The organism is Nocardia sp. Tas62D01, from assembly GCF_055232035.1.
Window position 1 is genome coordinate 4708983 of sequence record NZ_JBUYUZ010000001.1, and the last position, 15060, is coordinate 4724042.

General features: G+C 65.9%; 14 protein-coding genes and 2 pseudogenes. 11 read left to right on the forward strand and 5 right to left on the reverse strand.

Annotation, left to right across the window (positions count from 1 at the left end; genetic code table 11):
- Positions 1–142 precede the first annotated feature (142 nt).
- Positions 143–1165, forward strand: coding sequence for an alpha/beta hydrolase (locus tag ACV7NQ_RS22230; protein WP_463365770.1), 1023 nt, complete (start codon positions 143–145; stop codon positions 1163–1165).
- A 164-nt stretch (positions 1166–1329) separates the two neighbouring features.
- Here ACV7NQ_RS22230 and ACV7NQ_RS22235 read toward each other — a convergent pair.
- Positions 1330–1968: pseudogene (locus ACV7NQ_RS22235) on the reverse strand (IS3 family transposase); the annotation flags it as partial.
- A 24-nt stretch (positions 1969–1992) separates the two neighbouring features.
- Between ACV7NQ_RS22235 and ACV7NQ_RS22240 the strand changes: the two are divergent.
- Both ACV7NQ_RS22240 and ACV7NQ_RS22245 read left to right on the forward strand, forming a co-directional pair.
- Complete coding sequence (locus tag ACV7NQ_RS22240; RefSeq protein WP_463361416.1) at positions 1993–2115, forward strand: hypothetical protein; 123 nt, start codon at positions 1993–1995, stop codon at positions 2113–2115.
- Between the two features lie 138 nt (positions 2116–2253).
- Positions 2254–3714: a class I adenylate-forming enzyme family protein gene (locus ACV7NQ_RS22245; RefSeq protein WP_463361417.1), complete on the forward strand. Its 1461-nt coding sequence runs from the start codon at positions 2254–2256 to the stop codon at positions 3712–3714.
- On the opposite strand, the gene ACV7NQ_RS22250 is transcribed toward ACV7NQ_RS22245, so the two are convergent.
- Complete coding sequence (locus ACV7NQ_RS22250; protein WP_463361418.1) at positions 3711–3965, reverse strand: acyl carrier protein; 255 nt, start codon at positions 3963–3965, stop codon at positions 3711–3713. The genes ACV7NQ_RS22245 and ACV7NQ_RS22250 overlap by 4 nt on opposite strands.
- Here ACV7NQ_RS22250 and ACV7NQ_RS22255 point away from each other — a divergent pair.
- The 4 genes and pseudogenes from ACV7NQ_RS22255 (at position 3948) to ACV7NQ_RS22270 (ending at position 7119) form a co-directional block, all read left to right on the forward strand.
- Entirely contained in the window at positions 3948–5363 is a 1416-nt protein-coding gene (locus ACV7NQ_RS22255) for a hypothetical protein (protein WP_463361419.1), read from the forward strand. The genes ACV7NQ_RS22250 and ACV7NQ_RS22255 overlap by 18 nt on opposite strands.
- A gap of 33 nt (positions 5364–5396) precedes the next feature.
- The gene (locus ACV7NQ_RS22260) at positions 5397–5585 is read left to right on the forward strand and encodes a hypothetical protein (RefSeq protein WP_463361420.1); all 189 of its coding nucleotides are present in this window, start codon (positions 5397–5399) and stop codon (positions 5583–5585) included.
- Between the two features lie 33 nt (positions 5586–5618).
- Positions 5619–5762: pseudogene (locus ACV7NQ_RS22265) on the forward strand (transposase); the annotation flags it as partial.
- Between the two features lie 118 nt (positions 5763–5880).
- Positions 5881–7119 carry an Nramp family divalent metal transporter gene (locus ACV7NQ_RS22270; RefSeq protein ID WP_463365771.1) on the forward strand — a complete coding sequence of 413 codons (1239 nt, stop codon included), beginning with the start codon at positions 5881–5883 and terminating at the stop codon, positions 7117–7119.
- Here the strand turns inward: ACV7NQ_RS22270 and ACV7NQ_RS22275 are convergent.
- The gene (locus tag ACV7NQ_RS22275; protein ID WP_463361421.1) at positions 7116–8141 is read right to left on the reverse strand and encodes an SDR family oxidoreductase; all 1026 of its coding nucleotides are present in this window, start codon (positions 8139–8141) and stop codon (positions 7116–7118) included. The genes ACV7NQ_RS22270 and ACV7NQ_RS22275 overlap by 4 nt on opposite strands.
- A gap of 103 nt (positions 8142–8244) precedes the next feature.
- Entirely contained in the window at positions 8245–9072 is an 828-nt protein-coding gene (locus tag ACV7NQ_RS22280; protein ID WP_463361422.1) for an enoyl-CoA hydratase-related protein, read from the reverse strand.
- Positions 9073–9202: 130 nt separating this feature from the next.
- Here ACV7NQ_RS22280 and ACV7NQ_RS22285 point away from each other — a divergent pair, with 130 nt between their 5' ends.
- Positions 9203–10459, forward strand: a complete 1257-nt coding sequence (locus ACV7NQ_RS22285; RefSeq protein WP_463361423.1) for a TetR/AcrR family transcriptional regulator — start codon at positions 9203–9205, stop codon at positions 10457–10459.
- Here the strand turns inward: ACV7NQ_RS22285 and ACV7NQ_RS22290 are convergent.
- Complete coding sequence (locus ACV7NQ_RS22290) at positions 10418–11917, reverse strand: aldehyde dehydrogenase family protein (protein ID WP_463361424.1); 1500 nt, start codon at positions 11915–11917, stop codon at positions 10418–10420. The two genes, ACV7NQ_RS22285 and ACV7NQ_RS22290, sit on opposite strands and share 42 nt — an antisense overlap.
- Positions 11918–12281: 364 nt before the next feature.
- Here ACV7NQ_RS22290 and ACV7NQ_RS22295 point away from each other — a divergent pair, with 364 nt between their 5' ends.
- From ACV7NQ_RS22295 to ACV7NQ_RS22305, 3 genes are all read left to right on the forward strand, one after another.
- Positions 12282–13286, forward strand: a complete 1005-nt coding sequence (locus tag ACV7NQ_RS22295) for an ATP-binding cassette domain-containing protein (RefSeq protein WP_463361425.1) — start codon at positions 12282–12284, stop codon at positions 13284–13286.
- Positions 13287–13392: 106 nt separating this feature from the next.
- Complete coding sequence (locus ACV7NQ_RS22300; RefSeq protein WP_463365772.1) at positions 13393–14172, forward strand: ABC transporter permease; 780 nt, start codon at positions 13393–13395, stop codon at positions 14170–14172.
- Positions 14169–15041: an ABC transporter permease gene (locus tag ACV7NQ_RS22305; protein ID WP_463361426.1), complete on the forward strand. Its 873-nt coding sequence runs from the start codon at positions 14169–14171 to the stop codon at positions 15039–15041. The genes ACV7NQ_RS22300 and ACV7NQ_RS22305 overlap by 4 nt, the downstream gene beginning before the upstream one ends.
- The last annotated feature ends 19 nt before the right edge of the window (positions 15042–15060 follow it).

A 15060-nucleotide genomic window follows, 5' to 3' on the forward strand; every position in this document is an offset into this window, starting at 1 on the left:
CTACATAGGCCGTATGGTCGGCGTGGTGCCGCAGCGCGGATGCCCGGCGACCAGAGGAAGCCTGTCCGTAATCCCGATACGAAGTGAAGGTGTGAAATTGATCCGTCGACAGTTCCGGCGCCGCGGCACGCGGGCCGCCGCGATGATCGCGGCAACCGCAGTTCTCGCGGGCGTTATGTCCGGATTCGGCGCATCCTCGGCCACAGCTGACCCGATCATCGACTCGAAGTCGCTGCTGGCCAACCCGACCTCGTCGGACGGCTCGCGCATCACCAAGGCGGAATACAGGGACTCGCGCAGCCTGCGGCTGTACGTGTACTCGGCCGCGATGGACAAGACCTTCCCGGTCGACGTGCAGCGCCCGGCCGACGCCTCGGTACCGCGGCCGACGCTGTACCTGCTCAACGGCGCCGGTGGCGGCGAGGACGACGCGTCGTGGGTCGCCAAGACGGATGCGCTGAAGTTCCTTTCCGATAAGAACGTCAATGTCATCCAGGCCATCGGTGGCAAGTGGAGCTACTACACCGACTGGATCAAGGACGACCCTGCGCTTGGCCGCAACAAGTGGAAGACCTTCTTCACCGAGGAGCTGCCGCCGCTGGTCGATGGCGCGCTCGGCACCAATGGCGTGAATGCCATTGCGGGCCTGTCCACTTCGGGCACCACCGTGCTTGCGCTGCCGATCGCCAAGCCGGGACTGTACAAGGCCGCCGCCGCCTACAGCGGCTGCGCCCAGACCAGTGACCCGGTCGGTGCGCAGTTCGTGAAGCTGACCGTGGAGACCTGGGGCGGTGGCAACACCGACAACATGTGGGGCCCGGTGGGCTCGCCGGATTGGGCGGCCAACGACCCGTACGTGCATGCCGATGGTCTGCGCGGTCTCGATCTGTACATCTCCAGCGGCAACGGCCTGCCTGGCCAGTACGACACCCTCAACGGTCAGTACGCACTGCCCGGCGCGGGCGGTCTGGCCAACCAGATCCTCATCGGCGGTGCGATCGAGGCGGGCACCAACTACTGCACACACAACCTGCAGACCAAGCTGAACCAGCTCGGCATCCCGGCGACCTTCAACTTCCGGTCCTCGGGCACCCACTCGTGGGGCTATTGGAACGACGAGCTGCACAACTCCTGGCCGACGCTGGCCAAGGGCCTGGGCATCTAAAGCTCGCTGAGCTGGTCGAATACCCTGCCGACCGCCCTGGTTGCACTATCTGTGCAGCCAGGGCGGTCGGCATTGATCGAGCTCAATCCCTCATCCGACTGAACAGCAGGTGACACGTGATTTCGCGAGTACATCGGTAACTCAACGCGTCCGGCAGTGAGTTCTCAGTGTCGACGCACAACCGGTGGTAGGTCTCTTCGAGCCGGTGGGCTCGCCACTGGGCATTTCCCCACGCGTCCTGTTTGCTGATTGTCAGGCTCCATGCGTGGTTGAGGTTCCCCCGCTTGGCCGGAGAGCGGATTATCTGGTTCCGGCTGAAACCCGTTGACACTGGCTTCGAACTCGTCCGGTGATCGCCAATCCAGCTTCTTCTGGATGCGCTGGGTGTTGTACCAGCCGTCGATGTAGGCGAACAGCGCGTTCTCCGCGTCTTCCCTTGTGCGCCAAGAACTCCGGTACACCAGCTCGGTCTTCAACGTGGAGAAGAAATTCTCCGTGAGCGCATTGTCGTAGCTATCTCTGACCGACCCCATAGACTGGGCAATCCCGTTGTCGGCCAACCGATTTGCGAATCGTATTGCAGTGTAGGTCGAGCCGCGGTCGGAACGATGGACCAGCTGCCCATCACGCACATCCCGCGCCCACACCGCATACTCCAGCGCCCCGAGCATCAGCTCGGTATCGCAGCGGTCCGAGCACTTCCAGCCCACGATCCGGTTGGAGAACGCATCCCTGACCGCGGCCGGCCAGAACACGCCTTCACCGGTCGGGATCCGGGTCGCGTCGGCCACCCAGAGCCGGTTCGGGGCTGCGCGGTGAAGTCACGGTTGACCAGATCCGGTGCCGGCGTCGAACACGATCAGGATCTCGGGATCGCCGTCCCGGTGATGTCCCAGCCGGTGCAGGCGTACCACCAGGTCACGGACCTGTTCAGCGGTGACGGTGGTTAGGTCGTCGTCGGACAGAAGCTTTGACGTTCGATACCGGCGTTCTCCGCCTGACCTGCAGGCGTGATCGCTGACGCCTTGTAGATGCCGCATCCCACTCCTATCCTTACGGGCAGAGGGGGCGGACCCTGCGGAGTAGAGATGATCTACGACAATCTGCTCGCGCTGACAGCGCGGGCACCGATCACCAGCGGATTGCGGCAGGGCGAAGCATTTACGCCCTACGCCGCTTTGGTCGAGCGGATCGGCCGACTCGCCGCCAGCTTTATTGAACGCGGTATCGAGAGCGGCGATCCCGTTGCCTTGCTGATTCCAAACTCACCCGATCTTTTCGTAACTGCCCACGCGCTCTTCGCCATCGGCGCCATCGCGATGCCGCTGGGCGAGACGGCCACGCGATCCGAACTTGCCACGCTCGCGCAAAAGGCCGGACCCGAGGCCGTCATCTCAACTCCCGGCCTTGCCGCTGCTGCCGAGATGCTGATCACAGATGCAGCCCCCGGCATTCCCTTGTTCCTGACGAGTACCCTGCCCGAAGGAAGTGCAACCGCCCAGCTGCCGAAACTGCCAGGCGACACAACGGCGCTCTACCTCTTCTCGTCCGGCTCGACCGGGTTGCCCAAGGTGGTGCCGCACACCCACGCCGAGCTCATCGCTGATGGTGAACGAGCCAGCACAGCCTGGGACCTTCAGCCCGACGATATCGTCCTCGACATTCTGCCGTGCAACTTCTCGTTGGGCTTCATACTGGGCGCTACGGAAGCCGTCGCCGGCGGTGCAACGACGCTCTACTGGAGCGATCCCCTGCCGCTGGCGCTTTCGCGCAAGAAGCTGCTCGACACCATGGTCCGCGAGCGCGTCACCTTCATGGGTGCCGTTCCGGCAATGTACGAAATCGTCGCCGGCCAGACCGGCAGTTTCGATCTCAGGCTGCGTCTGGCCTTCTCGGGCGGCGTCGCACTGAAGCGGCCGATCTTCGAAGCGGTGCGCGAGCGCCTTGGTGTCACACTTCGTCAGGATTACGGCTCGACCGAGGCGAGCATGGTCTCGCACAATAACTCCGGCGATCCCGACGCGAGCTGGGCCTCGGTGGGCAAGCCGGCGGGCGACGCCAGGGTCCGCATCGTTCCGTTCGACACCGAATTCGGCCCATCCGTCGGCGAAATGGAACTGAGGTCATCCTCGCTCATGCGGGGCTATCTCGGCGATGCCGTGGCCAATGCTCAGGCGTTCGATGAGGGCTGGTTCAGGACCGGCGATCTTGCCTCGCTCGATGAAGAAGGTCGCATCTTTATCCGTGGCCGCAGCAAGCTGCTGATCGAGGTATCCGGCTACAAGATCGACCCCATCGAGGTGGAGGAGACGTTCATGACCTTGCCCGCCGTCGCCGAGGCCGCAGTGGCGGGTCTCCCAGACTCGCGCAACGGCAATCGGCTGATCGCGTTTGTCGTGAAGGGGGCGGATGTGTCGGCCGATGAGTTGATCCGCTATGCGCGCGAAAGGTTGTCGGTTCAGAAGGTCCCGGCCGAGATAGCGTTCATCGACGCACTGCCGCGGAGCCCGGCCGGCAAGGTGCTCCGCGCGCGGCTGCGCGAGCTCTAGGCGGGCTGAGCCGCTCGCTGCGAAACATAGGCTGCCAGGTCCGCAGGCGATTCGAACAGTTCCGCCCGTATCTCCGTGTCAGGGATGGTGATCTTGAATCGCTCCTCGAGGAAATGCACCAGTTTCACCAGACTGATCGAGTCCAGCAGGCCGGTCTCGAGCAAAAGGGTCTCGCGATCGACCGGCGCTCCCCCGGTTTCAGCCACCATGGCGGAGATATACTCGATTATCGGTTGTTCGATATCGTTCATCACTCGAGTCCCTTATCCAGTCAGCATGGTAGCCAATTTCATCGCGACCTGAAATTGAATTCGAAAACATGGGAGGACGGCTTGGGTGAAACGCGCCCGCTGGGCGGACGGGAACAACTGCTCAGCCATTTGCACGCCCGTGGCGGGCTGATCGCCATGCAGGTGCTGCACGTGCGCGGCCGCCTCGATCCGGCGCTGGTGAAGCGCGCGCTCGCCTGGCTACAGACCCAGCACCCCATCCTTCGCGCTCATATCCGCTACCGCAAGATTGTCTGGCGACCCGTGCCGCCCTTCGCCTATCGCCAGCGCTGGTTCGACACCGAGGGCACAACGGAGATCCCGTTGAAGGTGCTCGACGACACCGACCCGGACGCTTGGCGCAAGGTTCTTGCCGCTGACATCCGCACACCGATCCCGAAGGGCAACCATCCGCGCCTGCGGATAACGCTGGTGCGGCAGTCGCCCGACGCCGACCTCAACCACATCGTCATCTGCGCCGATCACGCGACGCTCGACGCCCTGTCCGCCAACATGCTCGCTTGCCAGCTTCTCGAATTCCTCGCCGATCCGGCCATGGCGCAACTGAAACCGCCGCTCCACACCGCCCTGTCCCCGGCGATCGAGGCCGGCCTGCCCAACAAGTCCGGCAGTGGCAAGAAGTCTTGGCGTGGCAAGAAGTCGGGTAGTGGCAAGAAGATCACCTATACGCCGGCCATTCGGCTACCCAAGCAGGCGGCACCCGATCCGAAGAAAGAATCGCGAGTACTGGCGCGTCACCTCGGGCCCGCCATAACGGCAACGCTCGAGGATGCCATCAAAGCCAACAGAACGACGCTTCACGGTGCGGTAACGGCAGCCTTCCTGCTTGCCATACGCGAGCGGTACAGGCTCGACGCCATGACCGTGTTGACCACGGTCGACCTGCGTCGCCTCAGTGAAATCGCGCTGCCGCACGAGACCTACGGTTGCTATGTCGACATCCTGCGTACCAAGAACCTGATAACCGACGGCTTCTGGGCAACCGCCCGCGACGCCTCGTTCAAGCTGATCGCCGCGCTGGCCAAGGACCGGGAGTCCGCCTCGATCATGAAGTTTCCCGAATGGGAAGTGTATCGGCGCGAAGTCCGCCCAACGCTCCGGAACAACCGGCGCATCGACGGACTTGCTGTTACCACGGCAGACGAGTCCCGCCTTCGGACCAGCTACGGCGCCTACGCGCTCGAGGACGTCACCAGGGCCGTTTCGCTCGACATGTTCGGCCCGTCACTGTTTGTGATCGCCAATCAGCGGCTCGGTGGCCTCGACCTCAGCGTCGGATACGCGGCAACTGCGATGAGCGAGGATGAGGTGCGGTGGCTCACCGACAACGCGGTGGCCCGGCTCGAAAGCGCTAGATAAGAATGTCGCGCCGATCGCAGCACGCCCCGCGTCGTGGACGAGGTTCCGGAGGCCGACCTCGTTGAACAATCCATCCTGGCGTATCCGGATGATCCGGACGCCGACACCGGCATTGAGCAGGAGATCGGCGTCGCGGTCGATCGGGACGCCTTGAACGCCGACGCTGCCGATGTTATCGAACAGTCCATCCCGGTACCACTGGACGACGACTTCGACGCGTGACCGCGCCCATCCGGACGCGGGCGAAGTAGCGACTGGGCCGCGGTCGCCAAAGACCTCAAACCCGTGTACACCGCGGCGTCGGAGTCCGAGGCGCTCGACCGGTTCGCCGAGTTCAGCGACAAATGGGAGAAACGCTACCCGGCCATCATCAGGCTCTGGACCGGCGCATGGGCCGACGGCCGCCAACGCCACTGTGGCGGCACTTGGTCTGGCCCGAAGATTCGGGGAGGCGGACAGCCCTAACCAAAAAGTTCGGTAACCCGTAAACTTCTGTTCCGTGAGTACAACTACAACCATGGTGGAGTCGGCGCGCTCGGCGTCTCAGCGCGCGCGAGCCGTTGCGGTTCTACTCGGGCCGGCCTTCGTGGCCGCGATCGCCTATGTCGACCCAGGCAATGTGGCATCCAATATCAGCGCTGGCGCCCAGTTCGGCTATCTGCTGGTGTGGGTGATCGTGATGGCCAACGTGATGGCCGGGCTGGTGCAGTTCCTCTCCGCGAAGCTCGGGTTGGTCACCGGCATGTCGCTGCCCGAGGCGGTTCGGTCCCGGTCCGGTCGCCCGGTGCGGCTGGCGTATTGGGGCCAGGCGGAGATCGTCGCGATGGCGACCGATCTCGCCGAGGTGGTCGGCGGCGCGATCGCGCTGAACCTGCTGTTCGGGCTGCCGTTGGTCGTCGGAGGGGTGATCACCGGTGTGGTGTCGATGGGTCTGCTCATGGTGCAGGACCGGGGCGGCCAGCAGCCGTTCGAACGGGTCATCACCGGGTTGCTCGCGATCATCGCCATCGGCTTCCTGGCCAGTCTGGTGATCGCACCGCCCTCGGTCTCTGGCACCGTCGGCGGGCTGGTGCCGCGCTTCGACGGCAGCGAGAGCGTGCTGCTAGCCGCGGCGATGATCGGTGCGACCGTCATGCCGCACGCGGTGTATCTGCATTCCGGGCTCGCCAGGGATCGGCACGGGCATCAGGAGTCCGGTCCGCTGCGGGCCCGGCTGCTGCACGCGACCCGGATCGACGTCGTGCTGGCCATGGTGCTCGCGGGTGCGGTGAATATGGCGATGCTGCTGATGGCCGCCCAGACCCTGCGCGGCCGCGACAACGTCGACACCCTCCAGGGCGCGCACGCCGCGGTCGGCGACGCGCTCGGCCCGATGGCGGCCTTGCTGTTGGCGATCGGCCTGCTCGCCTCGGGCCTGGCCTCGACCTCGGTCGGCGCCTATGCGGGCGCGATGATCATGCAGGGCCTGCTGCGTCGCAAGATTCCGTTGGTGGCACGGCGGGTGGTCACGCTGATTCCGGCGCTGGCCATTCTCGCGGCGGGCATCGATCCGACTCGCGCGCTGATCGTCTCGCAGGTGGTGCTGTCCTTCGGCATCCCGTTCGCACTGATCCCGCTGGTCCGGTTCACCAGCGACAGCGTGCTCATGGGCGCCGACGTGAACCATCGCATCACCACGGCCATGGCCTGGCTGGTCGCGAGCATCATCACGCTGCTGAACGTCGCGCTGATCTACCTCACGATCACCGGCGACTAGACCCAGTTCTCGATCCAGTACTTCCAGATCAGCGGGGCGTAGGCGGCCAGCGGCGGTACCTTGATATCGGTTCCGCCGAGTGCGGCGGTGGTGCGTCGGCAGTCGAACCAGGACGCGAATTCGCTGTGCTCCAACACATTCAGCGGAACCCCGACGCGGGGGAGTAGCCGGCTTGCGCCGGGCACCCGCAAGACCATGTCGAGGGTGCGTTTTGGCATTACCTCGACCAGATGTGGCGCACCGGCCTCGTCGGCGAACAGGTTCAGCGCCTCGACCGCACTTTGTCTGCGCGGATCGACCAGGTGGTAAGTGGTCTTACTCGAGTCCTCCTGGTGAGCAAGGTAATCCAGGGCGCGGGCGACGAAATCGACCGGCACCATATTGGTTTCGCCCAGCTTCGGTACGAGCACCGGCAGAATCCTCGGCAGCTGCGCGGCCATCCGCAGCAGCCGGAAGAAGTAGTAGGGACCGTCGATCCGGTCGATCTCGCCGGTGCGGGAATGGCCGAGCACGATCGGCGGCCGATAGATCCGCCAGTTCAACCTGGACGCGCGCACGATCCGCTCGGCCTCGAACTTGGCCCGCTGATACGGGGTGGTGAGCGCCTGGCCCTGGTCGAACATGTCCTCGGTGAACAGACCCTCGAGCGAGCCTGCCACCTCCACCGTCGAGATATGGTGCAGTAGAACGGCTTTCAGGTCCTCGGCGATATCGACCACCTGCCGGGTGCCGCCGCCGCGCTCGGTCAGGTCGTAGCTGGAGGCCAGATGGAAGATATGGTCGATCGAGCCGCGATGCTCTTCGAGCCACTTCGGATCGATGCCGAGCCGGTCGGCGCCGAGATCGCCGCGTACGGGCCGCACCCGATCGCCGGCGCCCCACTCGCGCGCACAGCAGGTGTACCGGGCCGCCGAATCGACGCCCGGCCTCACCAGCACATGGATATCGCCCTCGCGTTCGAGCAGCTCGGGGATGAGGAACCGACCGATGAACCCAGTTGCACCGGTAACCAGGTAAGCCATAGCGGATCAACATAGCGGCTCGGGTTGTCCGACCTGTCGCCGGGACCGTGAAAGGGTGTTTTGCCCGGTGCGGTGGAGATCGCCGTCACACCGGGCCGTCCACTCAGTCCGCGAAGACGGGCTTGCGCTTGGTCAGCATCGCGGTCGCCCCTTCGAAGAAGTCGGGGGACTGCAGCAGTTCGGACTGGCCGGACTTCTCGGCCGCCAGCGACGCGTCCAGCTGGGTCAGGGTGGCGGCGTTGAGTGCCTTCTTGGTGAGCTCCAGCGCGCGGCGCGGACCACCGGCGATCTTGGCCGCCGCGGCCTCCACCTTCGCGTCCAGCTCGTCCCCGTCCACCACCGCGGTGAACAGCCCGGCTGCCTTGGCCTGCGGGGCGGGTAGCCGCTCGCCGAGCAGCGCCATCTCGGCCGCGAGTGGGCGCCCGGCGGCCGCGGCGACCATCGAGGCGGCCCCGCCGTCGGGCATCAGGCCGATATTGATGAAGGCGAGCAGCAGGTAGGAATCCGTGCTGGCGTAGACCAGATCGGCGGCAAGCGCGAGGCCGACGCCGAGGCCCGCCGACGCCCCCCTGACCCGCGCGATGACCGGAATCGGCGCATCGACAATGGCTTTCACGAGCCGGTTGGCCGCATCCATCACCTGATCGGAGGTGATGCCGCGCTCCGCCTCGGAGGCGGTCGCCGCGAGATCGGCACCGGTGCAGAAGTCGGCGCCCTCGCCGGTCAGTACTATCACCCGAACCGAGGGATCTTCGGCGGCGGCAAGAAAGGTGTCGCCGAGCGCGACCATAGTGTCGTAGTCGACGGCGTTCTTGCGCTTCGGCTTGGTGATGGTCACTCGGAGCACCTTGCCGTCGTGGACGGCCGAGAAGGCAGGGGGTGGCGGGGCGGCAGCCGACCCAGCGGTGGTTGCGGAATCGGTGTTGCTCATTTGGTGCTCCTGGTCTGGAATTCGGCGGGCGTCGCGCCACGAATAGTGGTTAACTTTGCGAATTGTGGTTAACTTAGGTTGATTTGTCCGGCGCTGTCAACCAGCAGTGCCGTCCCAGAACGGAGAGCTAATGGTCGCGGATCGCAGCGAGGTCGGCCTCGCTCCCGCGCGGCCTGACGCCGGCCAGTCGGTGCGGCGTCGCCCGAAGGATCGCAAGGTACAGATCATCAGGGCGGCCGCGCGCGCGTTCAGCGAACGCGGATACTACCCGGTCGGTGTCGATGAGATCGCCGCCGAGGTCGGGATCTCCGGGCCCGCGCTCTACCGGCACTTCCGTAGCAAGTACGCGCTCCTCGTCGCGGCCGCGGAGGAGGGCGCCCAGCACTTGCTGGAGGTTGCCCGGGCCGCGGACGATCCGCAACTGGCGCCGTCGCGGCGGCTGGACGCCCTGATCAGGGCGATGAGCGAACACACCATCGACATCCGGCGCGAGGCCGGGCTCTATCGCTGGGAGCGGCGCTACCTGGAGCGCGGAGATCGGATCCGGATCCGCAAGATCTACGACGATCTCAATGCCACGCTGGCCGCACCGATCGCGGAACTGCGGCCGACCGCGCCGCCCGAGGATGTGGCGATGCTCGCGGCTGCGGTGCTCAGCGCGATCGCCAGCGTTTCCGCGCACCGCACCGCGCTGTCCACCGCCCGGCTGCTGCCGCTGTTGCACGACATGTGCTGGTCGATCCTGCGCGCCGAGCTGCCGCCCGCGCCGCCGAACCCCGACCCCGGACCGGTATCGCGCGGCCTGCCGGTCACCTCGAAACGCGAACAGTTGCTCACCGAGGCGATCCGGATCTTCGGCAGGCAGGGCTATCACGAGGCGAGCATCGAGGAGATCGGCGCCGCCGTCGGCATCAATGCCTCCAGCGTGTACCGGTATTTCACCAGTAAGGCCGATCTGCTGGCCGCGGCCTTCCACCGCACCGGTGACCGGGTAGCCATCGCCATCACCGAGGCGCTGGCCGAGGCCACCAGCCGCCCGGACGCGGTCCGGCGCATCGCCGACCGCCAGGCCCGGCTCACCTTCTCGATGCCGGAGATCATGCCGGTCTACTACGCCGAGTTCAGCAACCTGCCGCAGGCCGAGCAGCATAAGCTGCGCGCCATCCAGCGCCAGAACGTCCTCGAATGGGCCAACCTGCTCGACGGCGATCTGGTCGAGGCGCGCTTCCGCGTGCACGCCGCCATCGGTCAGGTGATCGACGTCGGCAGGCTCACCAAGTTCGACTCTCGCCCCGAGCAGTTGGCCCGGGTCTGCACGCTGATGGAAGCGGTGCTGCTCGGCTGGTCAACGGCACCCGTGCCGCCCCCGGAAAATGGTCTTGGCTAGGCGTAGATGGCGGCGGTGGCGGTCGAAGGTGGACAGATTCACCAGCGACCGATAGCGCTTGCGCGCGATGGCCAATGTCCGGCTGAACTCCCGCAGACCCTGGGCGCCGTGGTGGTGGCCCTGGCCGTATTCGCCGACCCCGCCGAAGGGTAGCGCCGGTATCGCGGCATAGGTGGTCGAAGAATTGACGGTCACAACGCCGACCCGGAGCTGCTCGGCGAACGCCTCGACGCTGTACGCGTCGCGCGTAAACACCGAGACCGCGACACCGTTGCCGGTCGCATTGATCCGCTGCACGGCCTCGTCCATGTTCGCGACCTTGTTGACGATCAGCACCGGCCCGATGCTCTCGCTGGTGATTGCGACGCTCTCCTCGGGCACCTCGGCAAGCACGATCGGTTCGATATAGGGCTCGCGGATCGAGTCCAGCCCGCCGACCACCGCCCGGGCGCCCCTGGCCAGCGCATCGCGAACCTGCTTGCGCACCACATCGACCTGTGACTCCAGGATCATCGGCCCGTAGGACGCGCGCTTGTCCGCACCCGGCCGCAGCCGCCGCGCCTGCTCGGTCACCAGCTCGAGGAACCGGTCGTACACCGAATTGGCGACATAGGCCCGCTGCACGCCGGTGGCATTCTGCCCGGCGTTGGCCATAGCACCGAAGACCGCCGCCTCGGCGGCATCATCGAGCTTTGCATCGACGTGGACAACCATGGTGCCCTTGCCGTTTCGCTCCACCACCACCGGCGTCATGGTCTGCGCGCACAGCGAGATCACCTCGCGTGCACCGGCATCCGAGCCCGCGTAGGCGATCTTGTCCACCTTGGTGCGACACAGTGCGGCGCCGGTCGCGTGATCACCGGTAACCACCTGGAGTACAGGCTGATTCGGGGCCAGCCGGTTCCAGCTCTCGGCCAACCAGACGCCCGCCCCGGTGGTGAGTTCGTTCGGTTTGAACACCACGGTGTTGCCCGCCGCCATCGCGTAGGCGATCGACCCCATCGGGGTGAACACCGGGTTGTTCCACGGGCCGAGCACGCCGACCACGCCGAGCGGCAGGTAGCCGACCGAGGCGTGCTGATTGCGGTTCAGCCAGGTGGATCGGAGCTTGTGCCGATCCAGCACGCGGGCCGCGTTGCGCGCGGCCCAATCCAGATTCTCGACCGCGAGCATCACCTCGATCGCCGCGTCCGCCTCTGGTTTTCCAGTTTCCTCACAGAGGATTTCCACCAATTCGCTTGCCCGCCTGGCAATGCTGCGTTTCCAGTCCAGCAGCCAGCGCTTGCGTCCACTGAATCCCAGTTCGGCCCACCACTTTTCGGCCGATCGCGCCGCGCACATGGTGCGATTCAGCTCGCCGACGCCCATCACGGCATAGTTGCCGACGACTTCGCCGGTGCGTGGGTCATAAGACGTCAGCACGTTCGAACGGCCCGATCGCTGCGCGGTCTCAGCCATGGTCACCTCCCGCGGAGTCGATCCGACGCAGACCGCTTCATAGAAGCAGCGCTGCCGCCGACGAGTACGTGCGTGTGTTCCCCCGAATAGAAGACTATGGTCGCCGGGGCGGCCCGACAAGGCTCCGCCGCCCTACGCTGCCAACGGCGGCCCGGACCGGCATCGATCCAGTACCGAGCCGATCGCGCCGGTTTAATGTGAGCAAGCACACACGCGGGTTCGCGGTCGGCTGGGTACCGCGCGGTCGGCCCGGTCCGAAACGACCTGCCGGTAACATCACGCCAGGCTGTACGGATCACCAACCCGGACGTATTCATACGTGCGCTCCGGCGACCTGGTCGCCCCGGCCGATAGTGGAGAGTTGATGCCGAGCTTGAACCAAGCAGATTCGCACCCGGGTGATGCCGCGGTCGACCCGATTGATTACGCGGTCGTCGTCGACAACGTGCGGAAATCGTTCGGTGACGTGCACGCGCTGCAAGGTGTCAGCTTTCGCGCCGAAAAGGCGAGCGTGCTCGGCATTCTCGGCCCGAACGGCGCGGGCAAGACGACCACGGTGAAGATCCTGTCCACGCTACTGCGCCCGGACTCCGGCACAGCCGTCGTCGCAGGCCACGACGTGCAGAAGGAGGCGGCGGGGGTGCGCAGGTCGATCATGATGACCGGCCAGTACGCCGCACTCGACGAGAACCTCTCCGGCCGGGAGAACCTGGAACTGTTCGGCCGCCTGATGGGCCTGAGCAAACCCGCCGCCCGCAAGCGCGCCGACGTGCTGCTCGAGGAATTCGACCTGGTCAGCGCCGGGCGTCGTGCGGTCGGCCACTATTCCGGCGGCATGCGCCGCCGCGTCGACATCGCCTGCGGCCTGGTGGTGCGGCCCGAGGTGGTGTTCCTCGACGAGCCGACCACCGGACTGGACCCGCGCAGCCGCCAGGGCGTGTGGGATCTGGTGACAGCGCTCAAGAACCAGGGCATCACGGTGCTGCTGACCACGCAGTACCTCGAGGAAGCCGATGTGCTCAGCGACAACATCATCGTCATCGACAAGGGCACGGTGATCGCCGCGGGCACCGCCGACGAGCTCAAGGCCAAGACCGGCGGCAGCTACTGCGAGGTGGTCCCGCTGGACCCGACGCAGCTGACCAACGCCGCCGCAGCACTCGGTGATCTGGTGCCCGCGGCGGTACTCGCCGAAATCAACGGTGCGGACCGGATCTCGATCCCGGCTCCGGATGGCGCCGGCACGCTCACCGAGGCGCTGCGCAGGCTCGACACCGCAGGGATCGCGCTGGCCGACATCGCGTTGCGGCGGCCGTCGCTCGATGACGTGTTCCTCTCTATCACCGGCCATTCGGGCGGCACCGCGTGAGCGAGCTGACCATCGACACAGTCGCGGCGGAGCCGAGCGTCAGCGAGGCGACGTCGTGACCGCTCCTACCGCCGATCGGGCCGTCACCGGCGCCGGCGCGGCGTCGCTGTTCGCCGAATTGCCCGCCGCCCGGATCTCGTCGTTCGCGCAGTGGCGGGCGCTGTCCGGGCGGATCGTCCGGACGATGGCCACCGATGGCGAATTGATCGTTGCGGCGATCACCCCGCTGGTGTTCACCCTCGGGTTCTATCTGCCGCTGCGCTACGTGATGAAGTTCCAGGGCATCGACTACGCGCAGTTCGTGATGCCGATCATCGTGCTGCAGACCATGGCCTTCACCATGATGTCGAATGCCCAGCTCTCCGCGTTCGAGGCGCTCACGGGGCTCAGTACCCGGCTGCAGACCATGCCGATCGGCACGCTGGTGCCGTTGTCGGCGCGGATCTCAGCGGGCATGGTCCGCTCAGTTACCTCATTGATCGCGTCGTTGATCTTCGGGTACCTGATCGGCTTCCGGTTCGTCGCCGGATTCGGCCAGGCCGTGTTGTTCTGCGTGTTCTCGCTGGCGGTCGGGACCATCCTCGCGCTCGGCGCCGACGGGCTCGGCAGCGTGACCAAGAGCCCGGAATCGTTGAGCCAGGCGCTGACCCTGCCCACCCTGATCTTCGGCATGCTGTCCTGCGGCTTCGTCCCGGAACGCAGCTTCCCGATGTGGATCCGGCCGTTTGTGCGTAATCAGCCGATCTCCCAGTTCTCCTTCGCGATGCGCGATATGGCGCACGACGGGGTGACCTGGCACGTGCTGTGGGTGCCATTGGTGTGGCTGGTCGGGATGGCGGTCGTGTTCACGCCGTTGGCGATCTGGGCGAGCGTGAGGCGGGCATGAGTTCTGTCGAGGCAACCAAGGAGCACACCGACTCCGACGGCACCGTCGGGCGCGGGCACACGCCCCTGCCCACGGTGTCCGCGAAATCCGAACGCGCGCTGACCACCTTGGTCAGCCACAGCCTGCTGCAATGCAAGCGGCTGCTACTGGTGTGGGCGCGCGACCCGGCGACCACCATCCAGACGCTGATCTATCCGGCGCTGACGCTGCTGATGTTCCGTGTGGTGCTCGGTAACTCGATCACAGCGGCCACCGGTATGCCGAGCGTGTACGGCCAGGTCGCGATGATCACGCTCATCGCGGCGATGTCGGGAGCCGTGGTCAGCGCGCTCGGCTTCAAGAGGGAGAAGTACACCGGCCTGCTCGGTCGCTTCTGGACCATGCCGGTGCACCGAGCCGCGGGCCTGACCGGACGACTACTGGCCGAGGCGCTGCGGGTCCTGGTGACCACGCTGTTCGTCATCGCGGTCGGCTACACCATCGGTTTCCGTTTCGGGCAGGGCCCGCTCGCGGCGATCGCCCTGATCGGCATCCCGGTGCTGTTCGGCGTCGGCTTCGCCGTTCTGGTCACTACGTTGGCGACGATCACCGAGGGCGTGCTGCTGGTCAGCCTCATCGGCACTTTCAACACCCTGCTGATGTTCTTCAACTCCGGATTCGTCCCGGTCTTCGCCTATCCCACCTGGCTCCAGAGCACCGTCGCCGATCAACCCATGAGCTGTGCCATCGACGCGATGCGTGGGCTGTCCTATGGCGGCCCGGTAGCCGAGCCCCTCATGAAAACGCTCGCCTGGACCCTCGGCTTGATCGTGGTCTTCGCCTACCCCGCGATCCGCGGCTACCGCCGCGCCGCCGAGACCGGCGCCTGACGATGATCGGCAGGCGGTG

What these genes read in the sequence shown, in the direction of transcription:
- ACV7NQ_RS22230 (WP_463365770.1), top strand. Translation starts at nt 143, where the DNA reads ATGATCGCGGCAACCGCAGTTCTCGCGGGCGTTATGTCCGGATTCGGC.
- ACV7NQ_RS22305 (WP_463361426.1), top strand. Translation starts at nt 14,169, where the DNA reads ATGAGTTCTGTCGAGGCAACCAAGGAGCACACCGACTCCGACGGCACC.
- ACV7NQ_RS22290 (WP_463361424.1), bottom strand. Translation starts at nt 11,917, where the DNA reads ATGGCTGAGACCGCGCAGCGATCGGGCCGTTCGAACGTGCTGACGTCT.
- ACV7NQ_RS22280 (WP_463361422.1), bottom strand. Translation starts at nt 9,072, where the DNA reads ATGAGCAACACCGATTCCGCAACCACCGCTGGGTCGGCTGCCGCCCCG.
- ACV7NQ_RS22250 (WP_463361418.1), bottom strand. Translation starts at nt 3,965, where the DNA reads ATGAACGATATCGAACAACCGATAATCGAGTATATCTCCGCCATGGTG.
- ACV7NQ_RS22245 (WP_463361417.1), top strand. Translation starts at nt 2,254, where the DNA reads ATGATCTACGACAATCTGCTCGCGCTGACAGCGCGGGCACCGATCACC.
- ACV7NQ_RS22275 (WP_463361421.1), bottom strand. Translation starts at nt 8,141, where the DNA reads ATGGCTTACCTGGTTACCGGTGCAACTGGGTTCATCGGTCGGTTCCTC.
- ACV7NQ_RS22270 (WP_463365771.1), top strand. Translation starts at nt 5,881, where the DNA reads ATGGTGGAGTCGGCGCGCTCGGCGTCTCAGCGCGCGCGAGCCGTTGCG.
- ACV7NQ_RS22285 (WP_463361423.1), top strand. Translation starts at nt 9,203, where the DNA reads ATGGTCGCGGATCGCAGCGAGGTCGGCCTCGCTCCCGCGCGGCCTGAC.
- ACV7NQ_RS22295 (WP_463361425.1), top strand. Translation starts at nt 12,282, where the DNA reads ATGCCGAGCTTGAACCAAGCAGATTCGCACCCGGGTGATGCCGCGGTC.